16 protein-coding genes are annotated in these 18,810 nt (G+C 59.2%); 12 read left to right on the top strand and 4 right to left on the bottom strand.

Features of this window, described 5'->3' with window-relative positions:
• The first annotated feature begins 43 nt into the window (after nt 1–43).
• The 7 genes from ACFX5Q_RS25675 (at nt 44) to ACFX5Q_RS25705 (ending at nt 7,722) form a co-directional block, all read left to right on the top strand.
• Nucleotides 44–1,354: a replication-associated recombination protein A gene (locus tag ACFX5Q_RS25675; RefSeq protein WP_404282564.1), complete on the top strand. Its 1,311-nt coding sequence runs from the start codon at nt 44–46 to the stop codon at nt 1,352–1,354.
• A 210-nt stretch (nt 1,355–1,564) separates the two neighbouring features.
• Entirely contained in the window at nt 1,565–2,395 is an 831-nt protein-coding gene (locus tag ACFX5Q_RS25680; protein WP_404282566.1) for an aspartyl/asparaginyl beta-hydroxylase domain-containing protein, read from the top strand.
• Nucleotides 2,396–2,423: 28 nt separating this feature from the next.
• Entirely contained in the window at nt 2,424–2,798 is a 375-nt protein-coding gene (crcB, locus tag ACFX5Q_RS25685) for a fluoride efflux transporter CrcB (protein ID WP_404282568.1), read from the top strand.
• Nucleotides 2,799–2,937: 139 nt separating this feature from the next.
• Nucleotides 2,938–3,918, top strand: coding sequence for an RluA family pseudouridine synthase (locus tag ACFX5Q_RS25690; protein WP_404282570.1), 981 nt, complete (start codon nt 2,938–2,940; stop codon nt 3,916–3,918).
• A gap of 62 nt (nt 3,919–3,980) precedes the next feature.
• Nucleotides 3,981–4,838 (top strand): DMT family transporter, encoded by an 858-nt coding sequence (locus tag ACFX5Q_RS25695; protein WP_404282705.1) that lies wholly within the window; start codon nt 3,981–3,983, stop codon nt 4,836–4,838.
• An 11-nt stretch (nt 4,839–4,849) separates the two neighbouring features.
• A complete protein-coding gene (locus ACFX5Q_RS25700) occupies nt 4,850–5,641 on the top strand; it encodes an ATP12 family chaperone protein (protein WP_404282571.1) in 792 nt (263 codons plus the stop codon).
• Nucleotides 5,642–5,832: 191 nt separating this feature from the next.
• On the top strand, nt 5,833–7,722 hold the full coding sequence (locus ACFX5Q_RS25705) for an MFS transporter (RefSeq protein ID WP_404282573.1): 1,890 nt from the start codon (nt 5,833–5,835) through the stop codon (nt 7,720–7,722).
• Between the two features lie 81 nt (nt 7,723–7,803).
• On the opposite strand, the gene ACFX5Q_RS25710 is transcribed toward ACFX5Q_RS25705, so the two are convergent.
• The gene (locus tag ACFX5Q_RS25710; protein WP_404282575.1) at nt 7,804–8,067 is read right to left on the bottom strand and encodes a DUF2735 domain-containing protein; all 264 of its coding nucleotides are present in this window, start codon (nt 8,065–8,067) and stop codon (nt 7,804–7,806) included.
• A gap of 241 nt (nt 8,068–8,308) precedes the next feature.
• Between ACFX5Q_RS25710 and ACFX5Q_RS25715 the strand changes: the two genes are divergently transcribed.
• Complete coding sequence (locus ACFX5Q_RS25715; RefSeq protein WP_006205432.1) at nt 8,309–9,349, top strand: glutamine synthetase beta-grasp domain-containing protein; 1,041 nt, start codon at nt 8,309–8,311, stop codon at nt 9,347–9,349.
• 96 nt (nt 9,350–9,445) lie between these two features.
• Here ACFX5Q_RS25715 and ACFX5Q_RS25720 read toward each other — a convergent pair whose 3' ends face one another.
• Nucleotides 9,446–9,826 (bottom strand): SRPBCC domain-containing protein, encoded by a 381-nt coding sequence (locus ACFX5Q_RS25720; protein WP_404282577.1) that lies wholly within the window; start codon nt 9,824–9,826, stop codon nt 9,446–9,448.
• Between the two features lie 462 nt (nt 9,827–10,288).
• On the opposite strand from ACFX5Q_RS25720, the gene ACFX5Q_RS25725 reads away from it, so the two are divergent.
• Nucleotides 10,289–10,537, top strand: a complete 249-nt coding sequence (locus ACFX5Q_RS25725) for a hypothetical protein (protein WP_404282579.1) — start codon at nt 10,289–10,291, stop codon at nt 10,535–10,537.
• Between the two features lie 58 nt (nt 10,538–10,595).
• The gene (locus tag ACFX5Q_RS25730; protein ID WP_404282581.1) at nt 10,596–11,633 is read left to right on the top strand and encodes an ImmA/IrrE family metallo-endopeptidase; all 1,038 of its coding nucleotides are present in this window, start codon (nt 10,596–10,598) and stop codon (nt 11,631–11,633) included.
• Here the strand turns inward: ACFX5Q_RS25730 and ACFX5Q_RS25735 are convergent.
• Together ACFX5Q_RS25735 and ACFX5Q_RS25740 are read right to left on the bottom strand one after the other, a co-directional pair.
• A complete protein-coding gene (locus ACFX5Q_RS25735; RefSeq protein WP_404282582.1) occupies nt 11,630–12,523 on the bottom strand; it encodes a hypothetical protein in 894 nt (297 codons plus the stop codon). The genes ACFX5Q_RS25730 and ACFX5Q_RS25735 overlap by 4 nt on opposite strands.
• A 34-nt stretch (nt 12,524–12,557) precedes the next feature.
• Nucleotides 12,558–13,586 carry a thymidylate synthase gene (locus ACFX5Q_RS25740; protein WP_404282584.1) on the bottom strand — a complete coding sequence of 343 codons (1,029 nt, stop codon included), beginning with the start codon at nt 13,584–13,586 and terminating at the stop codon, nt 12,558–12,560.
• A 591-nt stretch (nt 13,587–14,177) separates the two neighbouring features.
• On the opposite strand from ACFX5Q_RS25740, the gene ACFX5Q_RS25745 reads away from it, so the two are divergent.
• Nucleotides 14,178–14,729, top strand: a complete 552-nt coding sequence (locus ACFX5Q_RS25745) for a hypothetical protein (RefSeq protein WP_404282586.1) — start codon at nt 14,178–14,180, stop codon at nt 14,727–14,729.
• The gene (locus ACFX5Q_RS25750; protein ID WP_404282588.1) at nt 14,729–18,589 is read left to right on the top strand and encodes a DUF927 domain-containing protein; all 3,861 of its coding nucleotides are present in this window, start codon (nt 14,729–14,731) and stop codon (nt 18,587–18,589) included. The genes ACFX5Q_RS25745 and ACFX5Q_RS25750 overlap by 1 nt, the downstream gene beginning before the upstream one ends.
• Nucleotides 18,590–18,810 lie beyond the last annotated feature (221 nt).

The raw sequence follows: 18,810 nt of genomic DNA on the forward strand, positions 1-18,810 counted from the left end.
GCCGGTCTTTCCGAAGAGATATGGCTCCAACCAAAAGACCAGCATGGCCGATCTGTTCAGCGTCGATGAACCAGAAGGGGCGCCGCCCGGCCGGCCGCTGGCCGACCGGCTGCGGCCGAGAAACCTGGGCGAGGTCGTCGGCCAGGAGCATCTGACCGGACCGGACGGCGCTCTGACCAGGCTGATCGGTTCCGGCTCGCTCGGCTCGATGATTTTCTGGGGTCCGCCAGGCACCGGCAAGACCACGGTCGCGCGATTGCTCGCCGGCGAAACCAGTCTCGCCTTCGAGCAGATATCGGCGGTGTTCTCCGGTGTCGCCGACCTGAAGAAAGTGTTCGAGGCGGCGAAGCTTCGCCGCGCCAATGGCCGCCAGACATTGTTGTTCGTCGACGAGATCCACCGCTTCAACCGCGCCCAGCAGGATTCTTTCCTTCCGGTGATGGAAGACGGCACGGTGGTGCTGGTCGGCGCCACTACCGAGAACCCGTCCTTCGAGTTGAATGCGGCGCTGCTTTCCCGTGCACGCGTGCTGGTGTTCCATTCGCTGGGCGAGGAGAGCATCGCGAAACTCCTGGCGCGGGCCGAGGAGACCGAGGGCAGGGCGCTGCCGCTCGACGACGAGGCGAGGGCGATGCTCATACGCATGAGCGACGGCGACGGTCGTGCGTCGCTGACGCTGGCGGAGGAAGTCTGGCGGGCAGCCAAGGCCGGCGAGGTGTTCACTCCGGAGGGCCTGCAGCGCATCGTCCAGCGCCGCGCGCCGATCTACGACAAGGGCCAGGACGGCCACTACAATCTGATCTCGGCGCTGCACAAATCGGTGCGGGGGTCCGACCCGGATGCGGCACTCTACTACCTCGCCCGCATGTTCGATGCCGGCGAGGATCCGCTCTATCTCGGGCGCCGGCTGGTGCGCATGGCGATGGAGGATATCGGGCTGGCCGACCCGCAGGCGCTGGTCGTCGCCAACGCCGCCAAGGATGCCTACGACTACCTGGGCTCGCCCGAGGGCGAACTCGCTTTCGCCGAGGCCACGGTCTATCTGGCCACTGCACCGAAATCGAATGCCGTCTACACCGCGTTCAAGGCGGCGACGCAGGCGGCGAAGGAATACGGATCGCTGCTGCCGCCGAAACACATCCTCAACGCGCCGACCAAATTGATGAAGGAAGAGGATTACGGCGCCGGCTATCGCTACGACCATGACGAGCCCGACGCCTTTTCAGGCCAGGATTACTTTCCGGAAAAGATGGGCCGGCGAACCTTCTACGACCCGCCCGAGCGCGGCTTCGAGCGCGATATCCGCAAGCGGCTGGAGTATTGGGCGAAGCTGCGCAGCGAGCGGGAAAGGTAGGCTTGGCGCGCGCGTCCATTGATCTGAAGTGGAGCGGGAAACTCCAAATATTTTCGTTGGCAATGGCCGTCGGCCAGGCGGACGAAATGCGATGGCATTGTGCCGGGGAACAAAAGACCTTATCAAGGCGCACGACCTCAGGGGTGGTCGCTGTCAAGATGCTTGGCGATAATCACTCGGAACAGGAATCGCGCCTGGCGCGAGCAAGAAATGACAAAATCCCTTCGCAAATCCCTCCGCCAGCTGGTCATAGCGGTGCCGCTGCTTGCAATCGGTTTCTACTTCATTCCGATGCTGACCACGATCTGGATCGTCTGCGGCCTGATCGACGTGCTGCGCAACGCCAACAAGAACCTGTCGCTGTTTCGCGGCTATTTCCTCGGCAACGGAATCTTCACCTGGCTGCTGTCGCCCTTCAATCTGCTGGTCGACCTGCTTTGCTACAGGAACCCGGGCGTCTGGAAGCTGGAGCAGTTTCCGCCGGACTATCAGCGCGAGGTCAACGAGGTTCTCGACGTCTTCAAGGCGCGCAAGGATGAAATCATTGCCGATATCGACGCCAATTTCGGCACCGGCCGCCGGGGCATGTATGTCTACCAGTGGTACGGCAAGCACAAGATCGATAACGTTGCCGAATTCAACAAGGATTTCAAATACATCAAGACGATCGCCGTATCGGTTTTCAGGGGGAAGGAATCGACCTCCTGGCATTTCGGGCCGCTGCGCCTCAGCCTGCGCATCCTCTACAACCTTCTCCCGGTGAAGGCCGAGGTTTTCGTCGAGTGCAACAACGCCAAGAACTATTGGCACGACAATCCGCTGTACATTTTCGACGACACGTTGCTGCACCGTTCGGTCAACGAATATGACGGGCGCCGCTACTGTGTGTTCATGGACATCATCCGTCCGTCGCCGTTTCCGCGCCTGATTTCGGCGCTGCTTGCCATCGTCTCGGTCAGTGTCGAGCGGATCAATTCCATGTTCTACAAGAACTGGAAGATGATCGGCTCCAGCAAGCCGAAGAAGGTCGGCGCGAACTGAAATAGCGATCAAGGACGGTAGACCGGCGATGATTGATCTCCTCCTCGTTGCCGTGGGCGGCGCCATTGGGTCCGGTATCCGCCATTTGGTGAATTTCGCCGCATTGCGCTTTGCCGGCCCGAATTTTCCCTGGGGCACGATGGCGATCAACGTCGTCGGCTCGTTTGGCATGGGCGTGTTCATTGCCATCATGGCGCGGCGCGGCGGATCGAACGAGCTTCGGCTTTTCATTGCCACCGGCATCCTGGGCGGCTTCACCACGTTTTCGGCTTTTTCGCTCGATTTCGCGACGCTGTGGGGGCGGGGCGAGGCGCTGCCGGCGTTCGGATACGCGCTTGTCAGCGTCATTGGCGCGATCTTTGCGCTGTTTCTGGGTCTTTGGCTCGCAAGAACCGTTTCATAGTGCTATTGCCGCGGCCTACCGCGCCGCGCATCCTGTTGGACGCGCAAAGGACTGTAAAAACCTTGATCTTGCGCACGATCCTTTCCGAAAATCGGAATCGATTTTCAGGGTCATGCGCGAGAAACACGGATAGGCGAATATGGCAGGCGTAGAGCAGATCACAGTGGAGGCCGGCGAGGCGGGCATGCGGCTCGATCGCTGGTTCAAGACCCATTTCCCGGGTCTCGGTTTCGGCCATCTGCAGAAGCTGCTGCGCTCCGGCCAGATCCGCGTCGATGGCGGCCGGGTGAAGGCCGACACCCGTGTCGAGCCGGGCCAGATGGTCCGCGTGCCGCCGCTCGAAGTCGACAAGAAGGGCGAGAGCCCGCTCACCGGCCACTCGATCCGCAACCAGGGCGACGCCGACGTGCTCGCCAAGATGCTGATCCACGAGGATCCAAAGGTCTTCGTCTTCAACAAGCCGGCGGGTCTGGCCGTTCAGGGCGGCTCGGGTGTCACCCGCAATGTCGACGACATGCTGGAGGCCTGGCGCAACCAGAAGGGCGAGAAGCCGCGCCTGGTGCACCGGCTCGACCGCGACACGTCAGGCGTGCTGGTTGTTGCCCGCACCAGGCTCGCGGCGATGAAGCTCTCCGAGGCGTTCCGGGCGCGCGAGACCAAGAAGACATACTGGGCCCTGGTCAAGGGCGTCCCGCCGAAGCGCGAGGACAAGATCTCGACATGGCTGATCAAGGAGCCGACGCCGGACGGCGACCGGGTGCGCGTGGCCGCGCATGGTGAAAAGGGCGCCGATCACGCCGTGTCCTATTATCGCGTCATCGAGCAGGCGGCACAGACCATGACCTGGCTGGAAATGGAGCCTTATACGGGCCGTACCCACCAGCTTCGCGTTCATGCCGCCCATATCGGCTGTCCGATCATCGGCGACCCCAAATATTTCGAGGCCGATACCAATTGGGACTTTCCGGGCGGCATTCAAAACCGCCTCCATCTGCATGCGCGCCGTATCGTCATCCCGCACCCGGACAAGGGCGTCATCGATGTGACCGCGCCGATGCCGCCCCATATGCGCCAGAGCTGGAACCTGATCGGCTTCGACGACGCCAGCGCGGAGGACTGAGATTGGCCGTTGCGCCCGCATTGGATCGTCGCGACGCGGTCGACCTGGCGGCGGCGGCCATCATGGTCGGGCTGACGTTTTCCTGGGGGCTCAACTACGTCGCCGCCAAGATCTCCTATGCCGGCTACGATCCGGTTTTCCTGTCGATCGCACGCTCGATCATCGGCGGCCTCTGCGTATTCGGCTGGTGCCGCTGGCGCGGTATTGCGCTGTTTACGCCAGACAAAACCCTTGTCTCAGGGGCCTTGGTGGGCGCTCTGTTTGGCGTCGAGTTCCTGTGCCTCTATGTCGGGCTCGAACACACCACCGTTGCCCGTAACACGCTTCTGGTCAACACCATGCCGTTCTGGGTGCTGGTCGGCGGGCACTTCCTGCTCGACGAGCGCGTCACGGGGCGCAAGCTTGTCGGCCTTGTGCTGGCGTTTGGCGGACTGGCCGCCGTGTTCTCCGACAAGATGAGTGCCGCCGGTGGCTCGACATTGACAGGTGATCTGCTCAGCCTCGCCGCCGGCATCCTCTGGGCCTTGACCAGCATCGTCATCAAGCGCTCGAAACTGGCCGAGACCAGCGCCGAGAAGTTGCTGCTCTATCAATTGGCCGGTGCCGTCGTCGTCGGTGTCCTGGTCCTGCCTTTCGCCGGACCCTCGATCCGCGACTTTGCCGCCTTGCCGACATTGGCGCTGCTGTTCCAGGCTGTCTACGTCGTCGCCTTCACCTATGTGCTGTGGTTCTGGCTGCTCAGGCGCTACCCGGCATCCGGCCTGTCGAGCTTCACCTTCCTGTCGCCGGTGTTCGGCGTGCTGTGCGGCGCGGTGATCTTGAGCGAGCCGCTGACCGTGCGTATCTTTCTGGCACTCGGCCTGATCGCGGCTGGTCTGATCATCGTCAACAGGCCGGTGCGCAAGCAAATCCCCGGATAGAAAGTTCTGGCATGCGCGATATCCTCAACGACCTCGAAGCGGGAAAGCAGCTGTCCGATCCGGATCCGGTGCGCCGCGCCCAGATCCAGATGAAGACGCCGCTGCCGAAGCGCTTCTACAAGGACGTTTCGGTCGTGCCGGCCGATGAGGCATTTGCTGTTCATCTCGACGGCAAACCGGTGCGCACACCCGGCAAGGCGCTGCTGGTGCTGCCGACCGAGCAGGTGGCGGCGCTGGTCGCCGGCGAGTTCGACGCGCAGGGCGAGACCATCGCCCCGGTTTCGATGCCGGTGATGCGTCTCGTCAACACGGCCATCGACGGCGTCGCCAGCGACCCGCAGGCGGTGCTGGAGGATATTCTGCGCTTTGCCTCGTCCGATCTCCTCTGCTACCGCGCCGACGCGCCGCAAGGGCTGGTCGATCGCCAGAACGAGCTCTGGGATCCGGTCATCGACTGGGCGCGCACCGCGCTTGGCGCTCGCTTCAACCTTGCCGAAGGCATCATCCATGTCGAGCAGCCGCGCGAGACCATTGCGGTGCTGGGCGTCCACCTTGCCCAGCGCAAAGAACCGCTGCGGCTGGCGGCCATCCATGTCATGACGTCGCTGACGGGTTCGGCGCTGCTGGCGCTGGCGGTCGATTTCGGCGAGCTCGACGGCGAGGCGGCCTGGGCTGCCGGTCACGTCGATGAAGACTGGCAGGTCGAGCATTGGGGGCAGGATGCCGAAGCTGTCGCGCGCCGGTCGGCCCGCAAGCGTGACATGATGGCGGCGGTCGGACTTCTCGATGCGCTCAAGGGCTGACGATCGTTTCCCGGCTTCTTTTTGCACTGCACATTAGACCAAAGTCATAATCCCAAGGTTGGTCTGCCTCTGGGAGGTGCTTTCTGTCATTTTTTGCGCCGATGGCTGCACTGAGTCCGCGTTTTCGAGGAAAACGCCGACAATCACCCGCAGCATCGAGGACAGACGGGATCTCACGGGAGGACATATCAATGGCAATGGCATCGACCGCCGGCGAAACCAGCCGCGGCATGACGCGGGAGGAGAAGAAGGTCATCTTCGCTTCCTCGCTCGGCACCGTTTTCGAATGGTACGATTTCTATCTCTACGGTTCGCTGGCAGTGTTCATTGGTTCGACTTTCTTCAGTCCAACCATTCCGGAAGCGACGCGCAATATCTTCGCGCTGCTTGCTTTCGCCGCCGGTTTCCTGGTGCGCCCGTTCGGCGCGCTGCTCTTCGGCCGCATCGGTGACCTTGTCGGCCGCAAATATACTTTCCTTGTCACCATGACGATCATGGGTCTGTCGACCTTCCTGGTCGGCTTGCTGCCTGGATATGCAACTTTGGGCATCGCGGCACCCGTGATCCTGATCATCTTGCGTATGCTGCAGGGCCTGGCGCTGGGCGGCGAGTATGGCGGTGCGGCCACCTATGTCGCCGAGCACGCGCCGGACAACCGGCGCGGCTACTATACATCGTGGATCCAGACGACGGCCACGCTCGGCCTGTTCCTGTCGTTGGTCGTGATCCTGATCGTGCAGGCTTCATTGACCAATGAAAACTATGCTGCCTGGGGCTGGCGTATTCCATTCATCGTCTCCTTCGTGCTGCTCGGCATCTCGATCTGGATCCGGCTTTCTTTGTCTGAATCGCCGACCTTCCAGCGCATGAAGGACGAGGGCAAGGGCTCGAAGGCGCCGCTGACGGAAGCCTTCGGTCAATGGAAGAATGCCAAGATCGCGCTGCTGGCGCTGCTCGGCCTCACCGCCGGCCAGGCCGTGGTCTGGTACAACGGCCAGTTCTACGCGCTGTTCTTCCTGACCAACGTGCTTAAGGTCGATGCGCAGTCGGTGAATATCATGATCGCCATCGCGCTGGCGGTGGGTTCGATCTTCTTCGTCGTATTCGGATGGCTGTCCGACAAGATCGGCCGCAAGCCGATCATCATGGCGGGTCTCGCTTTGGCCATCGTCTGCACCTTCCCGCTGTTCAAGGCGCTGACCTGGGCGGCCAACCCGGCGCTCGCCACCGCGCAGCAGAACACGCGTGCAACCGTGACCGCCGCACCGGGCGACTGCAGGTTCCAGTTCAACCCGGTCGGCACGGCGAAGTTCACGACATCCTGCGATATCGCCACGTCGTTCCTGACCAAGAACTCGGTTCCTTATGACGTCGTGGCGACGGCAGCACCGGGAACCGCCGCGTCGGTCAAGATCGGCAACGAGACGGTGGAGTCGTACGACGCGATCGCCGCCGGCGATCAGGCCAAGGCCAAGGAAACCGCCTTCATCAAGGCCGTCAACATGTCGCTGCAGGACGGCGGCTATCCGCTGAAGCGTGCTGCCGCCAAGGTAACGGACCAGAAGCTCGATGCCTTTGTCGCTGCCAACCCTGAGCTGAAGCTCGATGCCGCCGCAATCCGCGCCGGCGAGAAGGCGACGGTTGCGACCGAGCAGGCGATCAAGGACAAGCTCCTGACCGCCGACGAGGCCGCCGGCGCGCCCGAGGTCACCGTCTACACCATACCGGGCGGCGGCGCCTTCGCCATGTTCGCCGATCCGGCGGCGGTGAACTGGCCGATGACGATCGGCATCCTGTTCATCCTCGTCATCTTCGTCACGATGGTCTACGGACCGATCGCGGCGATCCTGGTCGAGATGTTCCCGACCCGCATCCGCTACACCGGCATGTCGCTGCCGTATCACATCGGCAATGGCTGGTTCGGCGGGTTGCTGCCGGCAACGGTGTTCGCGCTCAGTGCCTACAAGGGCGATATCTACTACGGCCTCTGGTATCCGGTGGTGATCGCGGCGATGTCGCTGATCATCGGCATGATCTTCGTCAGGGATACGCTCGGCACCAACCTGCACGACAAGCAGTAGGGCCGATCAGTCGCTCTGTAAGAAAGCCCGGCGTGAGCGATCACGCCGGGCTTTTTATGCGAAAGCGTTTGCAGGAAAAGATCAGCTCTTGCGCTGCTGGTTCTCTTCCTCGATCGCAGCCTCATGGTACCAGCCGTCAAAATCGGCATGCGTGTTGCGCAGCGAGGCAAGCTCTGCCGCGAACTTGGCCTTTGCGCCTAAATTTGAGGCAGGCATGCGCGCTGCCATTGGGAACATCAGGATTTTTGCCGATGGGCGTGCAGAGACGATTTCCATTGCCGGCCCCCTTCTTCCTTTAGGAACTTGCCGATTCACCTTTTCCCCAAGATAGGTTCTGCGATTCATTTAAGCAATATGCCTACGAAAAGATCAGTATTTGCCCAATATTTATGCACGATATGCTTTTGATCGATCTGGACGCATTGCTGAGGCGGCTCTGTAAATTCAACGCGATGGCCCGACCATTTTGCCGCACCCGCGGCAACGCGAATGGCACACGATTTGCATTTTAACGGTCCGGCAGGCCGGCTCGATCCGGCCATGCGTCGACACCGTGTGCGGTGGTCAAGCAACGAGAGGCTCTAGAATGACCAAATACAAGCTCGAGTATATCTGGCTCGATGGATACACCCCGGTCCCCAATCTGCGCGGCAAGACTCAGATCAAGGACTATGCCGAGTTCCCGACGCTCGAGCAGCTGCCGCTGTGGGGCTTCGACGGTTCCTCGACGCAGCAGGCCGAAGGCCACAGCTCCGACTGCGTGCTGAAGCCGGTCGCCGTGTTCCCGGATCCGGCCCGCACCAATGGCGTGCTGGTGATGTGCGAAGTCATGATGCCCGATGGCGTGACGCCGCATAGCTCCAACAAGCGCGCCACCATCCTCGACGACGAGGGCGCCTGGTTCGGCTTCGAGCAGGAATATTTCTTCTACAAGGACGGTCGTCCGCTCGGCTTCCCGGAGAGCGGCTATCCGGCGCCGCAGGGCCCTTATTACACCGGCGTTGGCTATTCGAATGTCGGCTCGGTCGCGCGCCAGATCGTCGAGGAGCATCTCGACCAGTGCCTCGCCGCCGGCATCAACCACGAAGGCATCAACGCCGAAGTGGCCAAGGGCCAGTGGGAATTCCAGATCTTCGGCAAGGGCTCCAAGAAGGCTGCCGACCAGATGTGGATGGCGCGCTATTTGATGCAGCGCCTGACCGAGAAGTACGGCATCGACATCGAATATCACTGCAAGCCGCTCGGCGACACCGACTGGAACGGTTCGGGCATGCATGCCAACTTCTCGACCGCCTATATGCGCGAAGTCGGCGGCAAGGCCTATTTCGAAGCGCTGATGGCGGCCTTCGACAAGAACCTGATGGATCACATCGCCGTCTACGGCCCGGACAACGACAAGCGTTTGACCGGCAAGCACGAGACCGCGCCGTGGAACAAGTTCAGCTACGGCATCGCCGACCGCGGCGCTTCGATCCGCGTGCCGCACTCGTTCATCAACAACGGCTACAAGGGCTATCTGGAAGACCGTCGCCCCAACTCGCAGGGCGACCCCTACCAGATCGCTTCGCAGATCCTGAAGACGATCGCCTCGGTTCCAGCCAGCGGCGAGGTTTCGGCTGCTGCCTGAATATTCGCTGCGGCGTAGACCTCAGTGTCTACGCCGCCCCAAAAAAAACCCGGTGTTTTCGCCGGGGTTTTTCTTTGCTTCTGAAACGCTCGCTCTTCATGCGGTCAATCGTGCATCAAGATTGGCGAGGATCTGTTCCCATGACTTTCCGTGGCCGTCAGCGCGGTCCTGATCATAAAACCCGCGATGTCTCAGAGTGACAGTGCATCCGTCGCCGTGCGGTTCGATGTCGACTGACAGGACGGTTTCGGCACCTTGGGTTCCGCTCTTTCCGGTAAGCCATGTCAGTTCCACCTTTCGGTTCGGTTCAAGCGTCAGGAAGCGCCCGTAGTGGGGATGGCGCTTGCCCTCATGCTCAACCACGAAGAACAATTGTCCCTGCGGAACCGGTTTTGCGATCAGCCCTCCGGGCAAAGCGAACCAGCCTTCCCAGCCCGTGGTGAAGCTTTTGTAGATGGCCTCCGGCCGGGCGCGCATGGCGCGGACGACTTGTGTGCATCGTGGGGCCGATCGGAAAGGTTCGGAGTGAAGAGGTCAGCCATGATCGACTTCGGCGTGCCCCAAACAAAAACCCCGGCGTCTCCGCCGGGGTTTTCTTTGCCTCTGAGACGATCGCTCAGACCGAATAGTACATGTCGAATTGCGTTTGGCGCTTATCGTGTAGGAAAATCAATACCTTAGGCGAGACTACGTTCCAGCCACCGTACCCGCTTACGTACCAGCGAAGACGGGCATTGCCAAAGTGCCAATGATTTACTTTCGCCGGAACAGCAGTATCAGTTCGGAGGGCGTTCCGGTGTGATTCTCGCATTGAGTTAAAGCCTTTGAGGGCCGACGAAAGCAGAACTCGGCAGTGGGATGGAAGTGTCCTTCAAAAACAGATCGCTTCGCACACTATGCGAAGAACCGGAGGCCGCTACCGCGCGGTATGGCGTAGACGTGGCCCGCGATCTTTTCAATCGCATGGCCGACCTCTTGGCAGCGGAATGCATCGCAGATGTCGTGGCTGGCACTCCTGTCGTATCGGAAGCAGGTCTGGCTGAGACCGTTTCTATTAGCATTGGTTTCGATCATTCGATGATTTTGAGATGCAGCCACCTGAATCCCCCTATGTCGGCCTTGGGCAAGGTTGACTGGTCTATGGTGAGTAGGGTGCGGGTAGAAAAAATAGAGGGCGACGATGCCTGACCTAGCTAACTTCCAGCCTCGATGGTGTTCTCCGCCAGGAGCCACGATTGGCAACTTAATGGCTGCACGTTCCATGACTCTCGAAAGCCTCGCCGATCTGCTAGGCGAGTCCAGCGAATTCACATCTCAGTTGCTAACTGGGGACGTGCCTATTGATAACGACATAGCCGAGTCGCTGGCTGATATCTTGGGTGCGTCAAAGGCCTTTTGGCTGGAACGCGAGGTGCAGTTTCGCACAGCGCGGGAAAGGGCTAGGTCTAACGCGCCGACGTCCTCTCCTGCGGAGTGGTTGGGAAGGCTGCCAATTTCCGACATGAAGAAATTTGGATGGATATCGAGTGCACGGGGACCGGAAAATCTCTTGGCCGAATGCCTAAGGTTCTTCGACGTTGGGTCTCTAGTCGATTGGGAAGCGACCTATCGGCCGCTTGCGCGCGCTGCCGCGTACAGGCTCTCAAAATCCTACGTTTCTGATCCCATGTCGATCGTTACTTGGCTTCGGTTTGTTGAGACAAAGGCCCAACATATTTCGGCAAACAACTTCGATGCCGTGGCCTTTAGGAAGGCGTTGCCCAACCTACGAGCACTTACACTATTGAAGGACCCAAAGGTTTTCATGCCAAAGCTGCGGGAGCTTTGCGCCGCCTGCGGCGTCGCATTGGTGGTCGCACCCACGCCCCAGGGTTGTCCAGCCAGCGGCGCAACACGCTTGTTGTCCAGCGGAACTGCAATGATCGCTTTGAGCTTGCGCTACAAGACCGACGATCAGTTTTGGTTCACGTTCTTCCACGAAGCTGGGCACCTCCTCTTGCATTCCGACAGAGCATTTTTCCTTGAAGATGGAAGCGATGTCACACAAACAGAAGAAGATGAGGCCAATGAGTTCTCGGCGAATCTTTTGGTGCCATCGGAAACATGGGAAAGGCTCTCGCCGGGCATCAAGGATTTTAGGAGCGTCGTCCGACAAGCTGTGTCGATCGGCACATCACCCGGAATTCTAGTGGGTCAGATGCAGCACAAGGGGCATCTCAGATTCAACCAACTCAATTTCTTAAAAAGACGATTGAGCTGGCATGCCATGCCGGAAACTGTCTAGCCTTTGAAGTAGCGATAGATCGTTGGGCTCTTTTGCCAGTTACACATTGAGTCTTCCAGCGCTTGCATGCCCACGTTGAGATGTTGGTTCAATAGCTGCGCACGGTCTTCGAGTACCGCAGCGGTGGTTGCGGAATTGGCGTCATTGTCGAATAGCAGACGTGCTCCTCTAAGCGGACCTGTGGCCTCGCTTAGATAGGCCGATGGTGGTTCAATCGGGGCAAGATGCAGTTTGCCCAACATCGTCAGATAGTCGAACTTGGCTAAGCGGCCGAAGCGTCGAACGCGGTTCATGGCGGTGTACAGGTAGTCGAAGGTTTCCCCAGGATGTTGTCCCACGGCTTGGTGTGCAGCGACGATCAACCTCCTGTTGTCCCCCGCTTCTAGGACCCATTCCGCGAAAGACTGAACCACCTCAGGCGTCCCGGCACCGCGCGGGGCAACTATGCTTTCGTATTTGCGATGATTGCTGAAACGACGGCTCACACCATCCGTGCGCAAGCGTGCAACGTTCTCACGAAGCCATTGTCCGAAAGCCGGTGCGTCCGCAATCAACTGATCCCATGTCCAGAACGGTGCTTGCCCCAGCCTGCCGTAAACATCGCGGCACAGTTGCCAGCCATCGATGGCATGCTTGCCGAAATGTGTAGCAAGAAAGACTAGCCAGAAGGCTTCGTCATGATCTCCTTGTCGTCCGTGCAAGGCCGCTGCCTTTAGCGGATCAAAAAGGTCGGAGTTCGGGTCCTTGCGCCGCTCATCATGATCGTGATCGCGGATGTGATAAATATACTCAATGCGGCGCAAGCTATCGATCAACTGATCGACCAAAACGTCCAATCGGTTGGCCGGAATGATGCCCGGCAGCGGCATGACAGATTGATGGAAGTTCATCAAACCGTCGTGGAGCCGGGCTCCTCGCGCCCGTTCACTTGGCTTCATCGTCTGCGCCCACTACTAGCTCAAGGTTTGGCAGTTGCATTTGCGCTGCGCGGCGGGCTTCTCTAGCTGCCAGCCGGTCGTGTTCTCCACGGATGTAGGCGTCGTAGACCGGCGAATGCATTTCACTTCGGATTTGACGCATTGCGCCGCGCCTGTGCTCCACAAAAAGTCGCTTTGCCATGAGGAGCCGAGCTAGGTCGGCCCAATAGGGCTCAAGACCATCTACGGTAAAGTCTTCAACCGCGCCTGTCCGGTACAACCGCTCTAACTCCACGAGCCGTGCGACAGCTTCGGTAGGGTCACCGATAGGCATCGCGGGCATGGCCAAACGCGACTGAACCGACTCACCCAAGTATTGCTGGGCCTTACCTCGATCTGCATCATAAAGGTGCAAACTGCCAGCGACATGGTGATATTCGCCCAGTTCGCATCCTATTCTGCGAGTCATAATTTCCTGCAACATCGTGAAGCAGAAGATGTCATGAGGCATTCCAATGAATGCATCATTCGAGCGCATGCTAACCATCATGTGCAGTCGGTTCTGTCGTTTGAAGAACTGCATGGTACAGGTGCAAGGCACGTCCAAGTTGTCGTCGGCCAAGTCCTCGGGGTCGAAAATTTGAATAACGTTCTGCCGCGAGTCAGTGTTTCGAGAAAGGGCACGGGCAATCTGGTTAAATTGCGAGTTCGCACCGCCCCCGAAGATTCGAGGTCCGTAGGCTCCACGCAATATAAGGCCGTCGTTGGAAAGCTCGCGGTACCGCGAAATATAATAGGCTATCTGTGACAAAGATTCTGACCCAGAGAGAATCCACGTGAATTCTCCCAAGCAACTAAATAGTATAGATCGGGACTCGGCCCTGCTGAATCTTGCGCGTGGATTTGTTAGGGTCAATTTTGCGCCGATGATTTCGCGTGCGTCTCCCTTGCGAGGGCTGATGTTCATGCCATCGCGCACTATTCGGCGGTACACCGACCTCAGCAGATCATCTAGCGAATCACCACGAATGTTCATGGCGTCTTTATATCGGGCTGCTTCTGAGTTTGCCTATATGAACGGGGGTGATCGACACAACTTCCTCTCGCGCCGAAAGTTTGTCTGTCGTCCTTTGCCACCTGCCGCCCCCTTCAATTCACGGTCGGAGGACATATTCGCAGAGTATATTCAAGACAACGTTTATCGGATCGCTAAATTCCCGGCCTCCGCACCGAACGCAAAGCGCGCCTCGCTGTCGGGCCGAATAGCAATCGGCCGGACCTAGAGGATTCACCACCTCTCAGAATGAGAGCAGAAACATACAACAATATGTCCCGCAGAATGCGCTGTATAGAGAAGATTACAATTTTGTCATGGACGTTTCTAACTCTTTCGCGACAGCACCATGAAAGCGTGTTATACGTAATTCGTGAAAATACTCAGTCAACGGCGCGACGTGACTGCTCCGCAGATCGTCGCGCCGGTTTTCACCTGACGCCGGGCGTTTGATTCGACTGACGCCGGTGTTTTCGACTGAGTATATTTTCACACCTCCGAAAACATGCGGTTTTCCAACGCAGTGCGCAAGCACCGCGCGCGATCGTTCGCGTGCGTTTTCGGAGTAGTACTATGTCTGAGTCCAACCCTTCGGCCGAATCTTCCATCAGCAACCCGGTGTGCCAATTTCTTCGCCAGCACCTCGGGGGGTTCCATGTCTCGCCGGACAATCGCGCATCACTGATCAGCAATAAGGCTGCGACACCTAACAAGGTCGGCGGCATCTGCATCCGCCTTTCCGGTGCTCGTGCAGTGTCCGAATTGGACGAATTGGAAACCTTGTTGGTCCCGTCGTTTGTGGTCGACGGGCCGGAAGTATACCACCTCATCTACCTTTTCGAACCGCATGATCAAACGTGGGAGATCAACAATTGGCTTGCTGACCTTGATCATGACAACCTTCACCTTGCAAAGTTTCCGCCGAATGATCGCGGCTATGCGATTTTTGCACGTTGGCGCGACAGTTGCGAAGACGGCGTTATCTCGCTCAGCTTCCCGCTTCCCACAGCAATTTTTCAGTTGGAGTCGTCTGACCAGCAAGCGCTGGAGCAGGAAGGAGAGTTCACCATCTATTCGATGGAGCAGATGGAGAGCTTCGTTTCCAAGCATCTGGGAGACAGGTAATGTCAAACAATCAAACTCCTGCCGAAACCACTCCCAACATCGAACAACCTTCGGCGTCCATCCTCCCCTTTGAGCCTGCCCGTACAGCGCGGCAATTGCTCGCGATGCTGCCGAACGCCTCGACGGTGACGCTGTTCCACTTCAACGAAAGCAAACGGGCGGGCGTCGTCACCAAGCCCATCGCCGATATTGCAGCCGCGATCCATGAGGCTCGCAACTTGGCCGGTGACCGGCATGTGTTTTCCGCCATCACGGGCATCCGTCTGGCGTTTAAGGACAGAGCCCGCGCCAAGGCCGCAGCCGATCGGCTGGACCCTTCCTACGTCGTCAATGGCCCGGATGACGGCATCCATCTTGTCTATCTTATGAAGCCGGACGATCGACTGGCTACGCTCCTCGACGACCTCGACGATGAGGATGACGATGACGCCTACGTGGCTGACGACATGCCGCTGGCCTATGGCGAGTACAGGCTTCATGAGGATGATTTGGCTGCGCTGGACGGCGGCTTTCATGTCTCTACGATCGAGGAGATTGAGGCGGCGTTTCTGTTGGATGCGCCGGCTGGTGTCGAAGATGCAGGGTTGAGTCCAGAGAACGACACCGTAATCACCGGCCGTACTGTCGGATCGCTCGACGACAGCCCTACTGAAACGATCGGTGACGCCGAGGTCTACGGCGTGATTTCGGATGATATCTTGAAAAAGAAGCTCTTCGTTTCGACGGCCAAAGGGCGCGAAGAGAAGTTTTTCAAAGTCTCGCAGGAACTGAGTTTCGTCGACCTGTTGGTCAAAAACCTGTCGAAGGTTCGTGTCGGCAAGAAAGACGGCAACTGCTTTGTGCCGGGCATCCTCGTCGATGGTCGCCGGCTGAACCAAGCCGTGACCAAGCTCTACATGATGGGGCTCGACGTAGACTCAGGCGCGTCGATGCAAGACACGATGCGCAAGCTCCAGTCCATGGGGCTGTTCTTCGTCGCCTACACCACGCACAGTCACGAGACGACGTACGTCCCCTATAAGAAGGACGTGTTTTACAAGTGGGCAACGAAGAACGGCCATCCAACCGATCCGGACTCCGTTTCCGCAGATCAAGCCAACCGGCTCCTTCGGCTCTTCATGACCGACGAAGGGAAGTATGTCCCGGATGTGATCGCTTCGGCAGAATACGTGGACACAAGGCACGATACGACGGCAGGCGTCGCGATAAATGTCCGGACGCGGTCGATCGATAAATTCCGCCTGCTCTTTGTGCTGGAGGAGCCTTACGACATCTCCAAACAACCCGGCTCGCAGAAAGACGCGATCACTGCGTGGGGTGACATAATCCTTGGCATGGGCCGGGAACTCGGCATCAGCGTCGATCGCGCCGCCCGTGATCCCGCGCGCCTGTTCTACCTAGCGTCGAAGGCCAAAGGCGCAACCAATGCTCGGATTATCGTTTCAGCCGGCAAGGCGCTGGACTGGACGAAAATCAAGCCGGTCTCGGCACGCGACTACAAAAAGATTTCCACCGACCCCTATGACATCGCTGCCGATGGTATGGGTGGGCGAGACGATGCCGGCCGTTACTTGATCGGCGACTTCAACCTTCGGAAGTGGGCTGCGATCTTCGGCACTTATTTCGAGCCGTCGAAAGTCTTTGCCGAACACTGCCCGGAGCATCGTCGCAAGGAGCGCAGCCCGACCAAGTTCGCGTGTGTGTGTCCACATGGCGAAAGCGATGGCCACGGGAGCGAGAGTACGGAAGACGATCCCGGTGCCTATATCGAGGATGGAGGACTGGACGCCGAGAGGTTCGCTTTCTATTGCAGCCATGAGTCTTGTGCGGACCATGATCCGCTGGACCGGATCAAGAGAGCGATCGAATTGGAATGGTTCCCAATCGAAGCTCTGACGGACCCGGCTTATAGCTGCATGCATCCTGACGACTTCGCCAAGGCTCTGAAGGAATTTCGGAAGCGCGGCGGTCACAAGAGGTCTGGCGCTGCGCGTGATGGCGGCTCCGGCTTCGCTGTCAGCCTCGCCGACGATGGCACTGTGTTCGTGTCCGATGACAGCCGGTTCAAGATTGATGAGCACGAGGGACGGCTTTGGTTCTGGATCGAATACAAGTCCAAGAAGGACGGGGCCGATGACAGCGAACCGGTCTGGTTGCCGTGCTGTCCGGTCTTCAGGGTTGAGAGCACGGCCGTGGATGCCTTCGGCGGTAGCGCCACCATCACCATCGCATACGAGACGCGGCACAACGGTCCGCGCGAACTCACCTTCGCAAAAGACCTAATTTATGATCGGCAGGAATTGTTGAAGCGCCTGTCATCGAACCTGTTCCCGATGATTTTCGAGAATGGCGTGATCGACCTGTTCAAGCTTCTCGACTTCCCCGTTGACACGATGCTGGTGGAGCGGACGGGCTGGCACGGCGGCGCTTTCCTTCATCCGAGCGGCGAGGTTACGTCCGCGCCGGACGGCGCGCCGGTCGATGAGGACGACACGGACGATCTGAAGGTTGCCCGGCTCAGACCGACCAAGCTTCGACTCCGTGGCGGTGCGGTGCGCGGGGACTGGAGCCGGGGTGACCTTGACGGTTGGAAGGAGGGCGCAGGCTTCCTCTACAAGAATGGTGGGGTCGATCGGGAACAGTTCGCCCTTGGCGTCATGATGGGCGGCGCTGGCATCGTCGCCGACTACCTCGACCTTGACGAAATGCCGATCGTCAATTTCAGCGGCAAGACCTCGCACGGAAAGTCCAAGTCAGCCAAGGCCGCAGCAACGGTCTGCGCAGCGCCGAACAAGCGTGGCAACTTCCACACGCTGAACAAGACCGACAATTCCATTGAGGCCGTGCTTGCCGCGCGTTCTGGCATCACCATGATCTTTGACGAAGGGAAGACGACGACGCCGGACATGCTCCAGTCGATCATCTGGAAGATCGCGTCACGCGTTGGGAAGGGGCGGTCCACGGTCGTGGGTGATGCGCGGCCGGAGAAGGAATTCAGCGGTTTGGTCGTCATGACCAACGAAATCCCGTTGGCCCAGGTTCTCTCCAACGCCGGGAAGAAGCAGCCGGGCGGCTTCAACGTCCGCGTCTTGGATATCGACATCACCGGCGTGAAGAAGCTGGAGGGCAGCGAATACGTTGACCTGTTCGGCGACGATATCGAGGTTCACCGGCCGGACGGCGTTGTCGTCAAGGAACACGTCCCCGGCGCTCTCGACATGATGGCTGAGAACTACGGCCATGCGTGGAGGCCGATCGTGCTCCGGTTGCAGGAGCTTGGCGTATCCCGCGTCCGGGGTGAGGTGAACCGCTTGGCTTCTGAGATCGCTGGCGTCGGGGCCGATCCTATACAGTTGCGCTCCGCCAAGATTCTGGCGCTGGTTTGGTATTCAGGAGTCGTCATGCAGGAGCTTGGCCTTATCCCCGCCTGTGACCTTGCGCGGGTCGTGCGCTGGGCTTGGGAGCGCCGTGCCGAGGGCACCGGCACCGATGACTTCGTGTCAGCCATGCGAACCCTTCTGAACAACGCTCAGACGCGGCACGGGACCGACATCACGGACCTGGAGGAGGTAGACCATTGGCGCGGCGGAGAGCTTGCGGCGTATCGGTCGATCAAGCACGAACAGCATGACCTCCTTTGCATCTCGACCAAGCCCGGTAAGCTCGCCAAGCTGTGCGAGGTGACAGGCATGACGGATACCGGCCTTCGCAACGCGATGAACCGGGCCGGGCTTCTGGAGCTTGAAGGCGAGAAGAAGCGACCGTCGTGGAGTCGGTTGCCAGATCGTCGCTCATTCTCTCACTGGCGCGTCAACATGCTGGCCCTCGCTGCTTACGTCGAGAAACATTTCGCCGACTGACGCACTTGTCCGCACTTGAGTCCGCACTTTGGCCTAAAAGTGCGGACTCAAATATGACGTAGAATCAACGGCTTGCGAAATCTGTCCGCACTGTCCGCACTGTCCGCACTTTTCCTGAAATAGGGTATAGGCCCTGCATGGTTGGTAACGTTGATGGTCCCCGTTTCGAAAGGGGAGGATGCGTTTTGGACCGCGCGAAGGGTTATTTCTGAAAAAGTGCG

Origin of the sequence: Mesorhizobium sp. IMUNJ 23033 (assembly GCF_044778005.1) — a bacterium.
Taxonomy (GTDB): Bacteria; Pseudomonadota; Alphaproteobacteria; order Rhizobiales; family Rhizobiaceae; genus Mesorhizobium; species Mesorhizobium amorphae_A.

Coding starts and splice junctions, on each gene's coding strand:
- ACFX5Q_RS25675 (WP_404282564.1), top strand. CDS start 44: ATGGCCGATCTGTTCAGCGTCGATGAACCAGAAGGGGCGCCGCCCGGC.
- ACFX5Q_RS25680 (WP_404282566.1), top strand. CDS start 1,565: ATGACAAAATCCCTTCGCAAATCCCTCCGCCAGCTGGTCATAGCGGTG.
- crcB (WP_404282568.1), top strand. CDS start 2,424: ATGATTGATCTCCTCCTCGTTGCCGTGGGCGGCGCCATTGGGTCCGGT.
- ACFX5Q_RS25690 (WP_404282570.1), top strand. CDS start 2,938: ATGGCAGGCGTAGAGCAGATCACAGTGGAGGCCGGCGAGGCGGGCATG.
- ACFX5Q_RS25695 (WP_404282705.1), top strand. CDS start 3,981: ATGGTCGGGCTGACGTTTTCCTGGGGGCTCAACTACGTCGCCGCCAAG.
- ACFX5Q_RS25700 (WP_404282571.1), top strand. CDS start 4,850: ATGCGCGATATCCTCAACGACCTCGAAGCGGGAAAGCAGCTGTCCGAT.
- ACFX5Q_RS25705 (WP_404282573.1), top strand. CDS start 5,833: ATGGCAATGGCATCGACCGCCGGCGAAACCAGCCGCGGCATGACGCGG.
- ACFX5Q_RS25710 (WP_404282575.1), bottom strand. CDS start 8,067: ATGAATCGCAGAACCTATCTTGGGGAAAAGGTGAATCGGCAAGTTCCT.
- ACFX5Q_RS25715 (WP_006205432.1), top strand. CDS start 8,309: ATGACCAAATACAAGCTCGAGTATATCTGGCTCGATGGATACACCCCG.
- ACFX5Q_RS25720 (WP_404282577.1), bottom strand. CDS start 9,826: ATGCGCGCCCGGCCGGAGGCCATCTACAAAAGCTTCACCACGGGCTGG.
- ACFX5Q_RS25730 (WP_404282581.1), top strand. CDS start 10,596: ATGGCTGCACGTTCCATGACTCTCGAAAGCCTCGCCGATCTGCTAGGC.
- ACFX5Q_RS25735 (WP_404282582.1), bottom strand. CDS start 12,523: ATGAACTTCCATCAATCTGTCATGCCGCTGCCGGGCATCATTCCGGCC.
- ACFX5Q_RS25740 (WP_404282584.1), bottom strand. CDS start 13,586: ATGAACATTCGTGGTGATTCGCTAGATGATCTGCTGAGGTCGGTGTAC.
- ACFX5Q_RS25745 (WP_404282586.1), top strand. CDS start 14,178: ATGTCTGAGTCCAACCCTTCGGCCGAATCTTCCATCAGCAACCCGGTG.
- ACFX5Q_RS25750 (WP_404282588.1), top strand. CDS start 14,729: ATGTCAAACAATCAAACTCCTGCCGAAACCACTCCCAACATCGAACAA.